The organism is Bradyrhizobium zhengyangense (assembly GCF_022012555.1).
In the GTDB taxonomy this organism is placed as follows: Bacteria; Pseudomonadota; Alphaproteobacteria; order Rhizobiales; family Xanthobacteraceae; genus Bradyrhizobium; species Bradyrhizobium zhengyangense.
This window is the reverse complement of sequence record NZ_JAKLTZ010000001.1, coordinates 552634-567350: the sequence shown is the minus strand read 5'-3', so window position 1 is coordinate 567350 and position 14717 is coordinate 552634. Positions and strand designations below refer to the sequence as shown.

Annotated in this window: 18 protein-coding genes; 5 read left to right on the top strand and 13 right to left on the bottom strand. The window is 63.2% G+C overall.

From position 1 onward, the window contains the following. Positions 1-3: 3 nt before the first annotated feature. Positions 4-1182 (top strand): aminotransferase, encoded by a 1179-nt coding sequence (locus L6639_RS02780; protein ID WP_237858736.1) that lies wholly within the window; start codon positions 4-6, stop codon positions 1180-1182. 6 nt (positions 1183-1188) lie between these two features. Then, positions 1189-2301, top strand: coding sequence for a polyamine ABC transporter substrate-binding protein (locus L6639_RS02775; RefSeq protein ID WP_237858734.1), 1113 nt, complete (start codon positions 1189-1191; stop codon positions 2299-2301). 19 nt (positions 2302-2320) lie between these two features. Here the strand turns inward: L6639_RS02775 and L6639_RS02770 are convergent, their stop codons facing one another. The 6 genes from L6639_RS02770 to L6639_RS02745 form a co-directional block, all read right to left on the bottom strand. Continuing rightward, on the bottom strand, positions 2321-3253 hold the full coding sequence (locus L6639_RS02770; protein WP_237858732.1) for a lipid A biosynthesis lauroyl acyltransferase: 933 nt from the start codon (positions 3251-3253) through the stop codon (positions 2321-2323). Between the two features lie 11 nt (positions 3254-3264). Then, positions 3265-4542 (bottom strand): beta-ketoacyl-ACP synthase, encoded by a 1278-nt coding sequence (locus tag L6639_RS02765; RefSeq protein WP_237858730.1) that lies wholly within the window; start codon positions 4540-4542, stop codon positions 3265-3267. Positions 4543-4560: 18 nt separating this feature from the next. Further along, on the bottom strand, positions 4561-5766 hold the full coding sequence (locus L6639_RS02760; RefSeq protein ID WP_237858728.1) for a beta-ketoacyl-ACP synthase: 1206 nt from the start codon (positions 5764-5766) through the stop codon (positions 4561-4563). After that, positions 5763-6233: a 3-hydroxyacyl-ACP dehydratase FabZ family protein gene (locus L6639_RS02755; protein WP_237858726.1), complete on the bottom strand. Its 471-nt coding sequence runs from the start codon at positions 6231-6233 to the stop codon at positions 5763-5765. Before L6639_RS02755 ends, L6639_RS02760 begins: the two co-directional genes overlap by 4 nt. A gap of 10 nt (positions 6234-6243) precedes the next feature. Further along, complete coding sequence (locus L6639_RS02750; RefSeq protein WP_007592476.1) at positions 6244-6531, bottom strand: acyl carrier protein; 288 nt, start codon at positions 6529-6531, stop codon at positions 6244-6246. Between the two features lie 258 nt (positions 6532-6789). Beyond that, the gene (locus tag L6639_RS02745; RefSeq protein WP_237858724.1) at positions 6790-7134 is read right to left on the bottom strand and encodes a hypothetical protein; all 345 of its coding nucleotides are present in this window, start codon (positions 7132-7134) and stop codon (positions 6790-6792) included. Between the two features lie 288 nt (positions 7135-7422). Here L6639_RS02745 and L6639_RS02740 point away from each other — a divergent pair, with 288 nt between their 5' ends. Then, positions 7423-8049, top strand: a complete 627-nt coding sequence (locus L6639_RS02740) for a ParB-like protein (protein WP_237858722.1) — start codon at positions 7423-7425, stop codon at positions 8047-8049. A 16-nt stretch (positions 8050-8065) separates the two neighbouring features. Here L6639_RS02740 and L6639_RS02735 read toward each other — a convergent pair whose 3' ends face one another. Together L6639_RS02735 and L6639_RS02730 are read right to left on the bottom strand one after the other, a co-directional pair. Continuing rightward, on the bottom strand, positions 8066-8221 hold the full coding sequence (locus L6639_RS02735; protein ID WP_237858720.1) for a hypothetical protein: 156 nt from the start codon (positions 8219-8221) through the stop codon (positions 8066-8068). A gap of 456 nt (positions 8222-8677) precedes the next feature. Further along, complete coding sequence (locus tag L6639_RS02730) at positions 8678-8881, bottom strand: hypothetical protein (RefSeq protein ID WP_237858718.1); 204 nt, start codon at positions 8879-8881, stop codon at positions 8678-8680. A 147-nt stretch (positions 8882-9028) separates the two neighbouring features. Here L6639_RS02730 and L6639_RS02725 point away from each other — a divergent pair, with 147 nt between their 5' ends. Beyond that, positions 9029-9760, top strand: coding sequence for a Crp/Fnr family transcriptional regulator (locus L6639_RS02725; protein WP_237858717.1), 732 nt, complete (start codon positions 9029-9031; stop codon positions 9758-9760). A gap of 7 nt (positions 9761-9767) precedes the next feature. After that, complete coding sequence (locus L6639_RS02720; RefSeq protein WP_237858714.1) at positions 9768-10010, top strand: DUF6894 family protein; 243 nt, start codon at positions 9768-9770, stop codon at positions 10008-10010. A 175-nt stretch (positions 10011-10185) separates the two neighbouring features. On the opposite strand, the gene L6639_RS02715 is transcribed toward L6639_RS02720, so the two are convergent. The 5 genes from L6639_RS02715 to L6639_RS02695 all read right to left on the bottom strand — a co-directional run bounded on the left by L6639_RS02715 (position 10186) and on the right by L6639_RS02695 (position 14421). Next, positions 10186-10848, bottom strand: coding sequence for a flavin reductase family protein (locus L6639_RS02715; protein ID WP_237858713.1), 663 nt, complete (start codon positions 10846-10848; stop codon positions 10186-10188). 109 nt (positions 10849-10957) lie between these two features. Then, positions 10958-11437, bottom strand: a complete 480-nt coding sequence (locus tag L6639_RS02710; RefSeq protein WP_237858710.1) for an MgtC/SapB family protein — start codon at positions 11435-11437, stop codon at positions 10958-10960. Further along, positions 11434-12021, bottom strand: coding sequence for a peroxidase-related enzyme (locus L6639_RS02705; RefSeq protein WP_237858708.1), 588 nt, complete (start codon positions 12019-12021; stop codon positions 11434-11436). The genes L6639_RS02710 and L6639_RS02705 overlap by 4 nt, the downstream gene beginning before the upstream one ends. Before the next feature lie 84 nt (positions 12022-12105). Next, complete coding sequence (locus L6639_RS02700) at positions 12106-13080, bottom strand: AraC family transcriptional regulator (protein ID WP_237858706.1); 975 nt, start codon at positions 13078-13080, stop codon at positions 12106-12108. A gap of 273 nt (positions 13081-13353) precedes the next feature. Then, positions 13354-14421: a helix-turn-helix domain-containing protein gene (locus tag L6639_RS02695; RefSeq protein ID WP_237858704.1), complete on the bottom strand. Its 1068-nt coding sequence runs from the start codon at positions 14419-14421 to the stop codon at positions 13354-13356. Between the last annotated feature and the right edge of the window lie 296 nt (positions 14422-14717).

Sequence of the window (14717 nt, the reverse complement as noted above, 5' to 3'; positions counted from 1 at the left end):
GCGATGACCAAGAGCTCTTCGCTGAACAAGGTCTTCGCCGACCTTCCGGTCACTATCTTCGAGGCGATGTCGCAGGCCGCGCGCGACAACAATGCCATCAATCTCGGCCAGGGTTTTCCTGATGATCCCGGCCCCGAGGACATCCGCCGCGCCGCGGCCGACGCCTCCCTGAACGGCTACAACCAGTACCCGTCGATGATGGGTATCCCGGAACTGCGCCAGGCGATCGCCACCCATTACGGCCATTGGCACGGGCTGAAGCTCGATCCGATGAGCGAGGTGATGGTCACCTCTGGCGGCACCGAGGCGCTGACCTCGGCGATCCTGGCGGTGGTGCAGCCCGGCGACGAGGTGGTCTGCTTCCAGCCGGTCTATGATTCCTATCTGCCGATCATCCGCCAGGCCGGCGGCATTCCGCGGCTGGTGAGGCTCGAGCCGCCGGGCTGGCGGCTGAATGAGGACATGCTGAAAAGCGTCTTCAATTCAAAGACCAAGGCGGTACTGTTCAACAATCCCTTGAATCCGTCCGCGGTGGTCTATCCGCGCGAGGACCTCGAGCTCTTGGCGCGCTACTGCCAGGAGTTCGACGTCATCGCGATTTGCGACGAGGTCTGGGAGCACGTCACCTTCGACGAGCACAAGCACATCCCGCTGATCACCATCCCCGGCATGCGCGAGCGCACCATCAAAGTCGGCTCGGCCGGCAAGATCTTCTCGCTGACCGGCTGGAAGATCGGCTTCGTCTGCGCTGCACCGCCGCTGCTGCGGGTCGCCGCCAAGGTGCACCAGTTCCTGACCTTCACCACCGCGCCGAACTTGCAGGCCGCCGTCGCCTACGGCCTCGGCAAGCCCGACGACTACTTCCTGTCGATGCGGAAAGACCTGACGCGGAGCCGAGACCGCCTGACCAAGGGGCTGGAGAGCCTCGGCTTCCCCGTGTTGAAGTCGCAAGGGACCTACTTCCTCACCGTCGACCTGTCGCCGCTTGGGCTCAACGAGAGCGATGCCGAGTTCTGCTGGCGGATCGTCAAAGACTACAAGGTCGCCGCGATCCCGGTCTCGGCGTTCTACGAGCAGGACCCGGTGACCTCGGTGGTGCGCTTCTGCTTTGCCAAGAAGGACCAGACCCTCGACACCGCGCTGGAGCGGCTGTCGGACGCGATACGCGGACGCAAGAGGTAGACCGAGATGACGAACGTCAGCCGCTCCAGGTTTTGCCTTGGTTTCGCGATCGCCGCAGCGCTGACGTTCCTCTCGCAGGGGGCGGGCGCCGAGGAGCGCGTCGTCAACTTCTACAACTGGTCGAACTACATGGCGCCCGACGTCCTTGAGGCCTTCACCAAGGAGACAGGCATCAAGGTGGTCTACGACACCTTCGATGCCAACGAGACGCTGGAGACGCGGCTGATGGCCGGCAAGTCCGGCTACGACGTCGTGGTGCCCACCGCCTATTTCCTGCAGCGCCAGATCAAGGCGAACATCTTCCAGAAGCTCGACAAGTCGAAGCTGCCGAACCTCGACAATGCCTGGCCGATGGTGACCAAGAATCTCGCGACCTACGATCCCGGCAACGAATTCGCCGCGAACTACATGTGGGGTACGACGGGCATCGGCTACAACGTCGCCAAGGTGAAGCAGATCCTCGGGCCTGGCGCCAAGATCGAAAGCTGGGAGATCGTGTTCAAGCCGGAGAACCTCGCCAAGTTCAAAGACTGTGGCGTGCACATGCTCGACTCCGCCGACGATATCTTTCCGGCGGCGCTGAGCTATCTCGGGCTCGATCCGAACTCGACCAAGCAGGCCGACCTGGAGAAGGCTGCCGACGTCGTCGCCAAGGTTCGCCCGTCCGTACGCAAGTTTCATTCGTCCGAATATCTGAGCGCGCTCGCGACCGGCGAGATCTGTTTCGTGGTCGGCTGGTCCGGCGACATCATGCAGGCGCGCGCCCGTGCAGCCGAAGCCAAGAGCGGCATCGAGATCGGCTACACGATCCCGAAAGAAGGCGCGCAGATGTTCTTCGACAATTTGGCGATCCCAGCGGATGCCAAGAACGTCAAGGAGGCCTACGAGCTGATCAACTATCTCTACCGCCCCGACGTTGCCGCCAAGAACTCGGACTTCCTGTCCTACGCCAACGGCAATCTCGCTAGCCAAAAGCTGGTCGATCCAAAGATCCTCAACGACAAGAACATCTATCCCGATGAGGCGACGCTCTCAAAGCTGTTCGTCATCACGGCGCGCGATCCGGCCACCCAGCGCGTCATCAACCGGCTCTGGACCAAGGTGAAGACGGGAAGGTAAGGGAGCGTAAAGGCAGCGCCTACCGCCACCTGCGATGCAGCCAGAGCCACTGCTCGGGATGCTCGCGCACCCAGCCTTCCACGACGTTGGTGATCGCCTGCGTCGTGCCCTGGATGTCGATCTTGCCCTCGGCGTCGCGCACCGGCTGGATCTCTTCCGTCAGCTCAGTGCGGAAGCGGAAGCCGGGCAGGCGGATGACGCGCACGCCGTGGATGGGGCATTCGACCTGGCGGAGCAGGCGCGCCAGCGTCGGGTTGGCGCGGGTCTTGCGGCCGAAGAAGGTGACTTCGACGCCGCCGGTCAGATACTGGTCGATCAGCATGGCGACGTGCTTGCCGTCCCTGAGCGCCTGTCCGAGCCGCAAGGGTGCGTCGCGGCCCGCGGGAATCAGCGTGCCCATGTTGACCTGGCGCATCTCCTGGATGATGCGGTCGGCGGAGGCGATGTTCGGCCGGCGATAGAGGATCGCCGCATCGAGCCCATGTGCGGGCGCGGCGAGCGCGGGCAATTCCCAATTGGCAAGGTGCGCGGCGAAGATCAGCGCCGGCTTGCCGTCGTCCCTGATCCGGTCGTAGATCTCGATGGTGCGCTTGGGCAGCTCGATCCGGCTGCGTTCCGGATGCTCGCGATCGTAATCCCAGACATGGTCGATATGGGCGAACTCGGCGCCGACGCGGCCGAGATTGTCCCACACGCCCATCAGGATCTGTTCGATCTCTTCCGGCGATTTTTCCGGAAAGGCCGCGGTGAGGTTGGCGCGGCCGATGCGATGCTCGCGCAGGCGCGGCCCGATCAGCTTGGTGACGCGCGCGAAAAAGTCCGAGGTCTTGACCGGATCGAAATAGCGCGTGGTGCGCAGCATGCCGACCGTGGCGGCGCCGATCAGGCCTCCGGCGATCGATTTGGCTGCATTCCGCGCGCGAATCTTCGTGCTGATAGAAATCAGCGCCATGCTGCGTCCGGTCAGGCCGGTTCGCGGGTCAGGATCAGCGAGGCGTTCTGGCCGCCGAAGCCGAACGAGTTCGACATCACAGCGGTGACGCGAGCGTCGCGCGCCTTGTTGCCGACCACGTTGAACAGGATCGTGGGATCCGGCGTCTCGTAGTTGATGGTCGGCGGAATGCGCTGATGCTCGAGCGTCAGCAGCGAGAAGATCGCCTCGACCGCACCGGCGGCCGAGATGGTGTGGCCGACCATCGACTTGTTGGAGGTGACCGGAATCTTCTGCGCGAGATCGCCGAACACGGCCGAGGTCGTGTTGAACTCCATCTTGTCGTTCTCGGGCGTCGCGGTGCCGTGCGCGTTGATGTGGTCGATCTGGTCAGGCGTCATGCCGGCATCAGCCAGCGTCTTGTTCATGCAGCCGATGATCGGCTTGCCGTCGGGCGAGGAGCGGGTGCGATGGAAGGAGTCGGTGAGCTCGCCGCAGCCGGCGATCACGCCGAGAATCTTGGCGCCGCGCGCCGTGGCCGCCTCATAGCTTTCGAGCACCAGGGCGCCGGCGCCTTCGGCCATGACAAAACCGTCGCGGTTCTTGGAGAAGGGGCGGGAGGCCGCTTGCGGCGGATCGTTCTGGGTCGACAGCGCCGAGAGCAGCGAGAAGCGCACCAAGGCTTCCGGATTCACGGTGCCGTCGGTAGCGACGCACAGCGCCGCATTCGTCTCGCCGCGGCGGATCGCCTCGACGCCGAGCTGGATCGAGGTCGCGCCGGATGCGCAGGCCGTCGACAGCGAGATCGGCGAGCCCTTGGTGCCGAAGGTCTCGGCGAGGTGAGCTGCGACCGAGCCGAACATGAAGCGGTGATGATAGGCGCTGTACTTGCCGCCGCCGGAGATGCGCAGCAAATCGTCATAGGTGAAGTCGGGCGCGCCGACGGCGCGGCCGAGCTCGCGGCGCTGCGGCCATTCGACTTCGACCGGCGCAACCGCGAGGAAGAGGGGACCCGGGAAATCAGCCTTGTTGCCGATGCCGGCCTGCTCGAGCGCTTCTTCTGTCACAAGCTCAGCCATCCGCTCGGAGAGACCGGTCGAGGAGAACGGATCGACGCTGACGAAATCGACGGTGCCGGCCATCGTGGTCTTCAGGCCATCGACCGGAAAGCGCGTGATGGTGCGGATGCCGGATTCGCCGGCGACGAGCTTGGCCCAATTGTCTGCCTTGCCGGCGCCGAGCGAGGTCATGATGCCCATGCCGGTGACGACGACGACGGGACGCCCGAGTTTGTCGCGTGGTGCAGTCATGTCGATCCCCCGCCAGAGCTAGTCAATTGCCTCGACCAGCGCCATGCCTTCACCGCGCCAGTGTCCGGATCCCACCACGACAATCTGGGTGGGCGCCCCCTGCATTTCAATCTCGGTCCCGGTCGAATCGTTCGGCGGGAACAGCGCGCCACGCGAGATCGAGAGCGCCGCGAGCGCAATCCCGAGCGGGAACTGCGTTTCCATGGTGTGCCCGAACATCGTACCGGTCGCGCGCACCGGGAAGTCGGCGTGCTTCTTTAGGAAGTCGCGCTCCTCTGAAGTCGCCGGCTCTGCGCCCGATGCGCCCGAGATGATCGCGCCCTTGCCGTCGCGCTTGGGCAGCTTATCCCAGAGCTTCTCCAGCGTCGCTTCCATGTCGCCGGACTGCTTGCGCCGGGCCAGATCGGTCACGACGCTCGAAAGCTTTGCGTACGGCCTGGCGCCGCGCGCTTCTGCATGCGCTTTCGACTCCAGGACCAGGAAGGCACCGGCCGAGCCGAGCGCGAAGCCGGCGTGGTCCTTGCGCGCCCACACGGGAGCGAACTTGTCCTTCAGGTTGAAGTCGCCGAATTCGTAGAGGACCAGCAGGTCCTTGCGCTCGCCATTATGCGAGCCGCCGACCAGCGCAATGTCGCTCTCGCCCGAGGCGATGCGCGACAGCGCGATGCGCAGCGCATCGGCGCCCGCTACCTCTTCGCCCATGAAGGTGCGCGAGGTGCCGCCGAGACCGTTGACGATGGCGATGTTGCCGGCGAGCAGATTGGAGAGCTGGGCCAGAAACAGCGTCGGCCGGAGATCGCTCATCAGCCGCTCGTTGAGGAAGCCCGGCGCATTGGCGCCCTTGGCTTCGGCGTTCAGCACGCCGGTGTCGACGTTGAGATCGCGCTCGCCGCCGCCGGCGGCCACCACCATGTCGATCTTCGACAGGATGTCCTTGTTGCCCTTGATGCCGGCCGAGTCGAGCGCGAGGCCCGCCGCATAGACGCCAATGCGCTGCCAGGCTTCCATCTGGCGCTGGTCGCCCTTCTTCGGGATCTGGCTATCGAAGCTTACAGGCAGCAACGGGTGCACGATGAAGGGCGCAAAGCCCTTCTCGTCGACATTGATGCGCTTTTCCTGGAGCGCAGCCCAGTTGGCGTCGAGCCCTTCGCCGAGCGAGGTGGCAAGACCAATGCCGGTGATCCAGACTTCGGTCTGGCCCGGCTTCGAGGCGGTGTCAGTCATGGCGAAACGGCCTGTTGCGGAAAGCCGACGCGGGCTGCGACAGCGTCCATGTATCCGCGCATATCCGAATTGGGGAACGGGATCAGCGTGAAGGTGAGCGTCGAATTCGCACGCAGCTTGCCGCCAACCCGGATCTTCGCCTCGGTCATCGCATAGCCCGAGCCCTCATGAGCGACGCTTGCTTCGAGCGTCATGAGGTCGCCTGGAAACACCGAGCCGCGCACCTTGGCTTCCTTCACGGCGGCGAGAATCGGCATGCGCTCGAACTTCAGAACGCCAAGCAGGAGAAAGCCCGAGGCCTGCGCCATCGATTCGATCAGCAGCACGCCGGGCATCAGGGGATAGCCCGGGAAGTGCCCCTCGAAGATGGTGCTCTCCTTGGGGACCTGGGCCTCGACGACGATCGTCTTCTCGTCGACCTTGAGGTCGACGATGCGATCGATCATGTGGAAGTATTCGAGTTGCATGGCCGCCCGATTAGGCGCTCGCGCCCTTGGCGGCAACCAGCTCGTCGATGCGCGCGCACAGGTTCTTCAGCACGAAATACTGCTCGGTGGTCGCCTTGCCGTCGTTGACTTCCTGGGTCCACTTTTCCAGCGGTAGCTTGATGCCGAACTGCTTGTCGATCGCGAACGCGATGTCCAGGAAATCGAGGCTGTCGATGCCGAGGTCATCGATGGCATGGCTATCCGGCGTGATCGTGTCGCGCGGGATGTCGCAGGTTTCAGCGATGATCGTAGCGACCTGATCGAATGTGGAAGACATCACTAAGCCTTTGATATATTGCGGGTATTTTTCAGATTTCCCAGAGTGGCACGGTGGGTGGGCATCGCGCCCCTGATGACGCCCTCAAACCCCCCTCTGGATGGGTCGAGAGCCCGTATATCGGAGCGCCGCCCTGAGTTCAATGGAGCCGGACAGGGCCGTGGACAGGCCTGGGGATGCCTGTCAGCAAGGCCCCAGCCGGGGATAACCCGCCGCGGGCAGGCTACGGGCGCCAGGCCCTGCCTGGACAGGCCGGGCCTAGATGTGTGGCGTCGTGATCTTGACGCAGTCGCGTCGGCCCATCAGGACGCAATCCTGGGTGCGGCGCAAATCGGCGATGCTGACCGCAAGCCAGATCCCGATCGCAGTCAAGGCGATGGTGAAGGCAAGCGCGGCGATATTGGCGAGCATGCGATGCCGGAAATCGTCGGGCTCGGCGCGGGGCTGCTCGTAGCGCGACAGGTCGAGCGGCTCGGGCGTCGCTGCATGCAGCTTCTGGACGACACCGCTGCCCCGATGGATCGCCGGAGAGGGCGTCGTGCGCGGCCTGAACTGGAGCACCCGGTGCTCGTCGTCCGAGGTTATGGGCCGCTGGGATTTCATGGGGCGGGGATTACTCCGAAGCAGCGATTTTTAGATAGCATAGGCGACATCGGGGGTGCAGAAAATCTTCTCAACGCGCACGTGTATTGCGCGTTCGCATGATCGTCCAGGACAGAAGCGCCCCATCACGGGCCCGGTTGTCATCCCGGCATCAGGGACCTCTGGGGTTGCGCCGCAACAGAGCTGGTCGCATCGCGCTTGATGCCTCGAACGCATGTTGCCGTCGCAAGACCCATGGCATAATCGGGAACCCGGACGACAGCCTGCAACCAGACGAGGCCCTCGATCATGACGACCAATGCGCGCGAGCCGAGAGTGCACCCGGTACCGATCCTGTCGCTTCGGCCGACGCAGATGACGGTCGGCATGCGCGAGGTCAAGGAGAAGCGCAAGCGCTGGCGCGAGCACGGCAAGAAGAAGCAGGCCGACCTGCTCGGCACCCACATGATCCCCGTCGTCGCCGGACCTGACGGGCGCTACTACGTGATCGACCATCACCATCTCGGCCGCGCGCTGCACGACGAGGGCATCAAACAGGTGCTGGTGACGGTGGTAGGCGACCTTCGCATGGTCGAGAAAGAGGCGTTCTGGGGCGTGATGGACAACAAGCGCTGGGTCTATCCCTACGACTCCAAGGGCGAGCGTCGCTCGTTCCGAGATCTGCCGAAATCGGTCGCCGACCTCAAGGACGATCCGTTCCGCAGCCTCGCCGGCGAGCTCCGCCGCATGGGTGGCTTCGCCAAGGACACCACGCCGTTCTCCGAATTTCTGTGGGCCGACTTCCTGCGCCGCAAGCTGACGCGCAAGGCCGTGGACGTCAATTTCGACAAGGCACTCGAGAAGGCGCTGGCCGCGGCCAAGAGCAAGGACGCAATCTACCTGCCCGGCTGGTGCGGGCCGGCATCGGACGATTAGGCGCGCAGCGTTCGCATCAGTCGCGCTGGAATATCTTGGCGCCGGGGTAGGCACGCCTGGCGTATGTCACGACCAGCGCGCGGTCCTGGGTCTCCAGGAAGGGCGTGCGGATTCGATACGAGCCGACGACGAGGTGCCACAGTCCATTGAGCCTTTGAATGACGATTTTCATGTGAGTCTTCCTCGAAGACGCTGCACGCGAGCAGCTCCTGCTTGTCGCGGCCGTCTTGCGAGTCTCGATCGTGACCACGGGCGTAAAATTCCCGGTACCGCCCGCGCCGTCTGACGACAACGACACTGATTAGTTGGTTACGACATGCGGTCCCGTGAGCCGGATCGGATCACAGCCGCTTGAACGCAATCATTTTCCGCGCCGATGAAACCGTCCTGAAACAGAACCAGCCCACTTACGTAGGGTGGTGGAGCTCATACAGGAGGCTCACATGCGTCGTCTGATTTTCGGAATTGCTTTGGTCGTAGTCGCTTCAGCTGGTATCTCGGCGTCGTTCGCTGCGGTTCACCAGGCGAGGACTTTGACGTTTGAGGAGCGATTTGCGCCGGCGCTTCCGTTGATGACGAAGCACTAGCAGCGTAGCGCCTCGTCGTCGCAAGCAACGTCGCGGCGGAATTACTTCGGATGTTGCTGATCCGGCGAGGAGAGCAGTCGCTCCATGTCGGCAGCGGCTTCACCGTCGCGGGCCTTCTGCAGCAACGCGTGGCGCTCGGCGCCAGCCGGCAAGTTTCTGGCTGCGGCGCGAGCGTCTTCCGTGAACTTGTTCAGGCGCTCCTGGAGTGACAGGGCTGGGCGCGTACGGTTGCGTTTCTTGGTCATGATTTGCCCTTTCGAGGGCCAAGCAGACCATGAGGTGGCAAGTCGCGTCCTTAACTTTTGTTGGAACCGGGCAAGGCGATCGCGGGTTTCCGTTCTGACGGCGCTGCGGCGCTAACAGTTCCATCTCCATGACCGGAGCCAAACACAGTGCCCAGCGACGCGATCCGCGCGGCGCTCATCGAGCGCCTGCGCCTCTCGTCCGCAATCGCGGACGAGGACATCAAGGAAATCGAGGCGCTGCCGATCTCGGTCCGGCACTATCCGGCCGAGACGGCGGTCGTGCGCGACGGTGAGCGGGCGACCGATTGCTGCCTGATTGCGGACGGATTCTGCGCGCGTTCCAAGACGATCGCGAACGGCAAGCGGCAGATCCTCTCGCTGCACATTCCCGGCGAGATCCCCGATCTCATGAGCCTGTTCCTGCACGTGATGGACCATGATCTGTCGACGCTGACGCCAGCGACGCTCGGCTTCATCAGCCATGAGACACTGCAGAAGCTGCATCGCCGCCGCCCGGGTATCGCCGAACTGTTCTGGCGCGACACGCTGATCGATGCGGCGATGTTTCGCGAATGGATCGTCAATGTCGGCCAACGCCCCGCGCCCGCGCGCCTCGCCCACGTCATGATCGAGCTGCGCGAACGTCTCAGGGTGATAGGCCGCGTCGACGGCGGCAATTTCGAGATGCCGCTGACCCAGGAGCAGATCGGCGAAGCCCTGGGGATCACCGCGGTTCACGCCAACCGGGTGATCAGGCAGCTGCGCCAGGAGGGGATCGTCGAACTCAATCGCGGCCGGGTCACCGTGCTCGATGAGCGAAAATTTCAGGAACTGGCGGATTTCGACGACCGTTACCTCCATCAGTCGCCAACCCTTTGAGGTCCGGATGCCGCGCTTTCATTTTGACATCCATGAAGATAGCCGTCTCATCCGCGACGAGGATGGGCAGAATTTCGCCAGTGTCGACGTTGCCCGCAAGGAGGCGATGCTGACCGGCGCATCCATCGCCCGCGAAGCATTCGTGGCCGGCAGCGCCGACCAGGTCGTCGTCGACGTGCGCGAGGACGAACATGCGCCGTGCCTGAAAATCTCGATCACGCTCGAGGTCGAAGAGCCGGCAGACGGCTAGTTCCGGCGCCTTCGCGCGAGACGCGGAGAGGGCACGATTGTTCCTCCGATGCGAAAACTTATAAGCCTGCGCGCTGTAACGCACCCCTTTGAGCGAGAGCCGCTCTTTTCTCGAGGTCCGAGCTCGCGAGCAGTATAGAGCTCGCGGAGCAACGAACCCCGTTGTCGACCCTCAACTAGGACTGCCGCTGGCTCCAATGGTCATCCAGCGTCGGTGTCTCCATGTCGAAACGGTCGCGAATGGTGGAGCAGGTGCTGCCGCCGAGCCTGGCGATGGCATCGAGCTTCGCCGGGTCGATGTGCAGGCGCTCGGCATCCACGACGTCCGAATGGTAATGCGCGAACAGAATTTCGCCGAGGATGATCTGGCGCGACTTGCCGAGTTCGAGGGTGACATGGCGGCGACATTCGAATGCCGCCGGCGCCTCCTTGATCCAGGGTGACGCCACGGTCTTGCCGGGCATGGCGGTCAGGCCTGCAGCCTCGAGTTCATCATGATCAGGCGCGAACGGCACGGCGCAGACATGCATCGCTTCGGCAATGGCGTGCGAGACGATGTTGACGGTGAAGACCTCGGTCAGCCGGATGTTGAGGCCGGTGTCCTTGAACCGCATGTCCGGGTGGTTCTCGACGCCGAGCGCAAGGATCGGCGGATCGGCCGACAGGCAATTGAAGAAGCTGAACGGCGCGGCGTTGATCTTCCCTTGAAGATCGACCGTCGTCACCAGCGCGATCGGCCGCGGCACGACGGTGCCGATCAGCAGCTTGTATTTGTCGCGCGCCGACAGTTCGCGGAAGTCGAACGTGACGTTGCCGGGGTCGTGAGTGCTGCTATCCATGGTGTCTCTCGGGTTCGAACGGTCGCGGGATCGCCGACAACCGCGAAGTTTCGCGGTAATTATCGGTGCTTCGGACCAATAAGCGAGCGGAAGATTTGAGCAAAGGCCGCTAGGTCTGCCTGGTGTCCTCGTGCGGCTGGTCCTTGCCTCCGAGCATCCGGTGCAGGTGATGCTCAATGCGGCGACCGATCGTGAGCACCACAAAGGCGAGCCCCAGCGAGACTGCAACGATCTTCCGTTGCCCGGCGCCGCAGACCACACCGAGGCAGGCGGCAAGGAAGGTGCAGGCGGCGCTGGTCAGACCGCGGACGCGAAATCGGTCGCTTTCATGGACGATCACGCCAGCGCCGAGGAAGCCGATGCCGGTGAGGATGCCCTGGATCACCCGGCTGGTGGCATCGATGACCTTGCCGGGCTCGGAGAGTTGCAGTGCCAGCAGCACCACGGTCGCGGTGGAGAGGCTGACGATGCCGAGCGTCTTCAGTCCGATCGGATTGCCGTGCAGATCGCGGTTGAGACCGATCGCGCTGCCGGCAAGCGTCGCGACGCCAAGGCGCAGCAGGATTTCGGGCCAGTCGAGCTCAATCATTTCTTTTCAGTCTTGGGCAGGCGGCCCATCAGATAGAATTCTTCGTTCGGCCGCATGCCGGTGAAATTCGCCAAACGGTTTGACAGCGCGAAGAAGGCCGAGATCGCCGCGATGTCCCAGATGTCGTCGTTACTGAAGCCATGCGGAGCCAATGCGGCAAAATCCTCATCGGCGATCCGCTGTGCGTCGGTCGAAATCTTCATCGCGAAATCGAGCATGGCTTTCTCGCGCGGCGTGATATCGGCCTTGCGGTAGTTGATCGCGACCTGGTCGGCGATCAGCGGATTCTTGGCGCGGATGCGCAGGATCGCGCCATGGGCGATCACGCAATATTGGCACTGGTTGGCGGCCGAGGTCGCCACCACGATCATCTCGCGCTCGGCCTTGGTGAGCCCGCCGTCCTTCTCCATCAGTGCGTCGTGATAGGCGAAGAAGGCGCGGAATTCGTCGGGGCGATAGGCCAGCGTCAGGAAGACGTTGGGCACGAAGCCGCTCTTTTCCTGCACGGCGAGCAGGCGCGTGCGGATGTCGTCGGGCAGGCTGTCGATGGCGGGTGCGGCGAAGCGTTGCGCAGGCTTTGTCATGGGCATGGATTCCGGCTTGGGGCTGGCAAACATAGTCGATGCGGGCGGGCGCCTCAACATCAAGCCGGGGCATGACGGCGGAAGCTATTCTCGCCGCAAGGCCACCGCGCGGACCTCCGACGGCGTCACGCCGAAGCGGCGACGGAAGGTGCGGTTGAAATATGAGAGATCGCTGAAGCCGGCATCGAGGGCGATTGCATGGATCATCCGATCGGCGAGGCGCGGATCGGTCAGCATCCGGTGCGCCCGTGTCAGCCGCATGGCGACGACATATTCCGAGAAGGTGACGCCTTCGGTTTCGAACAACATGTGAATGTAGCGTGGCGTCAAGCCCTGGCGGGCGGCAACGCTTGCCACCGACAGCTCGGGGTTCTTCAGATTGGAAAGAATATCGGCCTTGACCGTCGCCAGCCGGCCGGCGCGACCGCCACGCTGTTCGGCGAAAGCCTGAGCATCGCGCGTCGTGCCGAGCGTCAGCGCTGCCAGGTCCTGCACATGGGTTGTCACGACATGTCGCATCTCCGGGTCGTCGATCGCCTCCTCGGTTTCGAGCATGCGCAGGTAGCCGATCAAGAGCCGAATGGCCTGAGCGTCGCCGGCATGCGGCGCTTGCGTCAGTTCCGAGAAATTCGGGACGAGTGGTTCGATCAGATGGCGCCGCACTGATATCGTCATGAATTCGGCGTCCCGCCCTGTGCGAAGAAAGCTTGCTGCGTTGTCTCGTCCGATCAGGGCCTGACCCGGCTGAAGCACGAGATTATCGTCACCCGCATGTAGCGACACCTCGCCGGCGAGGGCTACGGTGACGATGAAGTCGCCTCCCTCGGACGTGTCGACCAGCGTGCGACTACGCAGCGGCGAACACTTGCCACGGTAGAGGGAGAAGTCGGACAGGAACCGACTGGTGCCGTTCAAGCGGAGCGGGGCTTCGGCGTCAGGTTCGATATCCACCCTGAAGTGCCGGCGGCCGAACTCCTCCCGAATCCATTCCAGCGTCTTGCGATCGGACGTCTCGGGCAGATCGAATTGCAGTCTGCTGAAATTAGGTTCGCCGGACAATTTCCCTCCCAACACAATTCTGCCGACGTAGGCGCCAAGACATCGGCGCGCCTCAAAAAAGGTGCCTTCCGCGAGCGAAGGCTTCGTCCGTGCTCAACCTAGAGAGTTGGAAGTCCTGGACTCAAGTGCGTCGGCAGGCAGCGCCGCCGATTTGTCGTCTGCTGCAAGAAAATCGTCAGATATTGCAAAAGCCGTCGCGGGCGGACATCCGATCGCGTCGCCCGAAACAGTGCAGGCAAGGTTCGGTTCTGCGAACCACCTTCGCGGCGGGCATTAAATGCGGCGCATCCAGTCCCAGATCGTGCGGGAGCCATGGCGTGTGGAAACCTCGCCCTGCCAGCCGGCGCTTGCAAAGGCACGCACTGCGCGTGGACTCATGTCGAACGTGCGGCGAAAGGCACGGCTGAAATTCGTGGGGTCCGTGAACCCGTAGCCTTCCGCAATCTCAGCAATTGTCCTGTGCCGACAGGCCGGATCGATGAGCGCAGTGCGCACGCGGCGCAGCCTGACTTTCTGGATATAGGCTGCAACGCCGCCATGAATGCTCATGAGATAGTAAAGCCTCCGCTCTGACATGCTGAAGGCGGCGGCGATCTTGTCGACCGTCAGATCAGTATCGATCGCATGATCGTCGATATAGCGGCAGATTTCCGCCGTCAAAATCATCTGCGGTCCGACCGAATTCTCTTCGCGAACCGTCGCATTAATTGCCGCCGCTGCGAGCTCGAGTGTCGGGCGGTTGAGGGCGGTTGCAGCTTCCGGATGGAGCTCGGCTCCAGCCCGGTGCAACGCATGCAAATGGCTGCGAAACAGCATGACCAACGGGTTCTTCCCGGAGATGATGCGAGCGTTCTGCTCATCCGGTGCTTTCAGCAGCGGAGCCAGCATCGGGCGCGGTACGACCATATAGAGATCGTCCTGGCCATTGAGCTTGGAGGAGCTTGTCTGCGCTTGGTCGAGGATCAGCAGGTCGCCGGACTGCACAAGCTCGTGCGATCGGTTCTCGGCGGAAGCGACGCATTCCTTGCTATGAAAGTGAAGCGTGTAGCCGTCGAGTCCGTCTCGTGCGTAGCGCGAGCGCGAGCGCGCGACGTCCTGTTTAACGCCAACCTGCAGGTCGCCGAGGATGAAACCGTCGAAGTGGTAAGCCTTGGTACGAATGCGAAGCGGCTCATCCGCCTCGTCACGGTGGAGGCGGATATTGTACATGCTGCCGAGGCCCTCCTGCCAGGCGGCGACGGCATCTTTGGCGGGCAACGTCGTCAAATCGAACACGGATTGTGGAATCGTTGGCGCAACGGTCTCCGGTTTTGCTCCATCGTCGCCGACGATTTTCGGCACTGACGTTGCCCCCTCTGATCCGGTTTGCACTTGCCGGCCGAAACGAGGCCGTCGCGCGACAACTTGCCACACGAGGACACCCTAGTCGATCCTTCGCGCGAGCAACTGGTTCGGGAAGGATAGTCCCGGGCGCCAGGTCGATCAGGCGCAGGTCCCGCGCGGTAGGATCGTAATTTCCCTCCGGTCCAATTGGACTTCTCTCGAGTCCCGCTCTCCTGTGGCGCGCTCGCAACACGGCTCCGAAACCGCTCGACGCTTCTTTCCTGTCCGCGCCGCGCTTCCTTCCTGACCAAGCG

Coding starts and splice junctions, on each gene's coding strand:
- L6639_RS02730 (WP_237858718.1), bottom strand. CDS start 8,881: ATGACCAAGAAACGCAACCGTACGCGCCCAGCCCTGTCACTCCAGGAG.
- L6639_RS02715 (WP_237858713.1), bottom strand. CDS start 10,848: ATGGATAGCAGCACTCACGACCCCGGCAACGTCACGTTCGACTTCCGC.
- L6639_RS02780 (WP_237858736.1), top strand. CDS start 4: ATGACCAAGAGCTCTTCGCTGAACAAGGTCTTCGCCGACCTTCCGGTC.
- L6639_RS02710 (WP_237858710.1), bottom strand. CDS start 11,437: ATGATTGAGCTCGACTGGCCCGAAATCCTGCTGCGCCTTGGCGTCGCG.
- L6639_RS02765 (WP_237858730.1), bottom strand. CDS start 4,542: ATGACTGCACCACGCGACAAACTCGGGCGTCCCGTCGTCGTCGTCACC.
- L6639_RS02770 (WP_237858732.1), bottom strand. CDS start 3,253: ATGGCGCTGATTTCTATCAGCACGAAGATTCGCGCGCGGAATGCAGCC.
- L6639_RS02775 (WP_237858734.1), top strand. CDS start 1,189: ATGACGAACGTCAGCCGCTCCAGGTTTTGCCTTGGTTTCGCGATCGCC.
- L6639_RS02705 (WP_237858708.1), bottom strand. CDS start 12,021: ATGACAAAGCCTGCGCAACGCTTCGCCGCACCCGCCATCGACAGCCTG.
- L6639_RS02720 (WP_237858714.1), top strand. CDS start 9,768: ATGCCGCGCTTTCATTTTGACATCCATGAAGATAGCCGTCTCATCCGC.
- L6639_RS02760 (WP_237858728.1), bottom strand. CDS start 5,766: ATGACTGACACCGCCTCGAAGCCGGGCCAGACCGAAGTCTGGATCACC.
- L6639_RS02735 (WP_237858720.1), bottom strand. CDS start 8,221: ATGAAAATCGTCATTCAAAGGCTCAATGGACTGTGGCACCTCGTCGTC.
- L6639_RS02755 (WP_237858726.1), bottom strand. CDS start 6,233: ATGCAACTCGAATACTTCCACATGATCGATCGCATCGTCGACCTCAAG.
- L6639_RS02740 (WP_237858722.1), top strand. CDS start 7,423: ATGACGACCAATGCGCGCGAGCCGAGAGTGCACCCGGTACCGATCCTG.
- L6639_RS02745 (WP_237858724.1), bottom strand. CDS start 7,134: ATGAAATCCCAGCGGCCCATAACCTCGGACGACGAGCACCGGGTGCTC.
- L6639_RS02750 (WP_007592476.1), bottom strand. CDS start 6,531: ATGTCTTCCACATTCGATCAGGTCGCTACGATCATCGCTGAAACCTGC.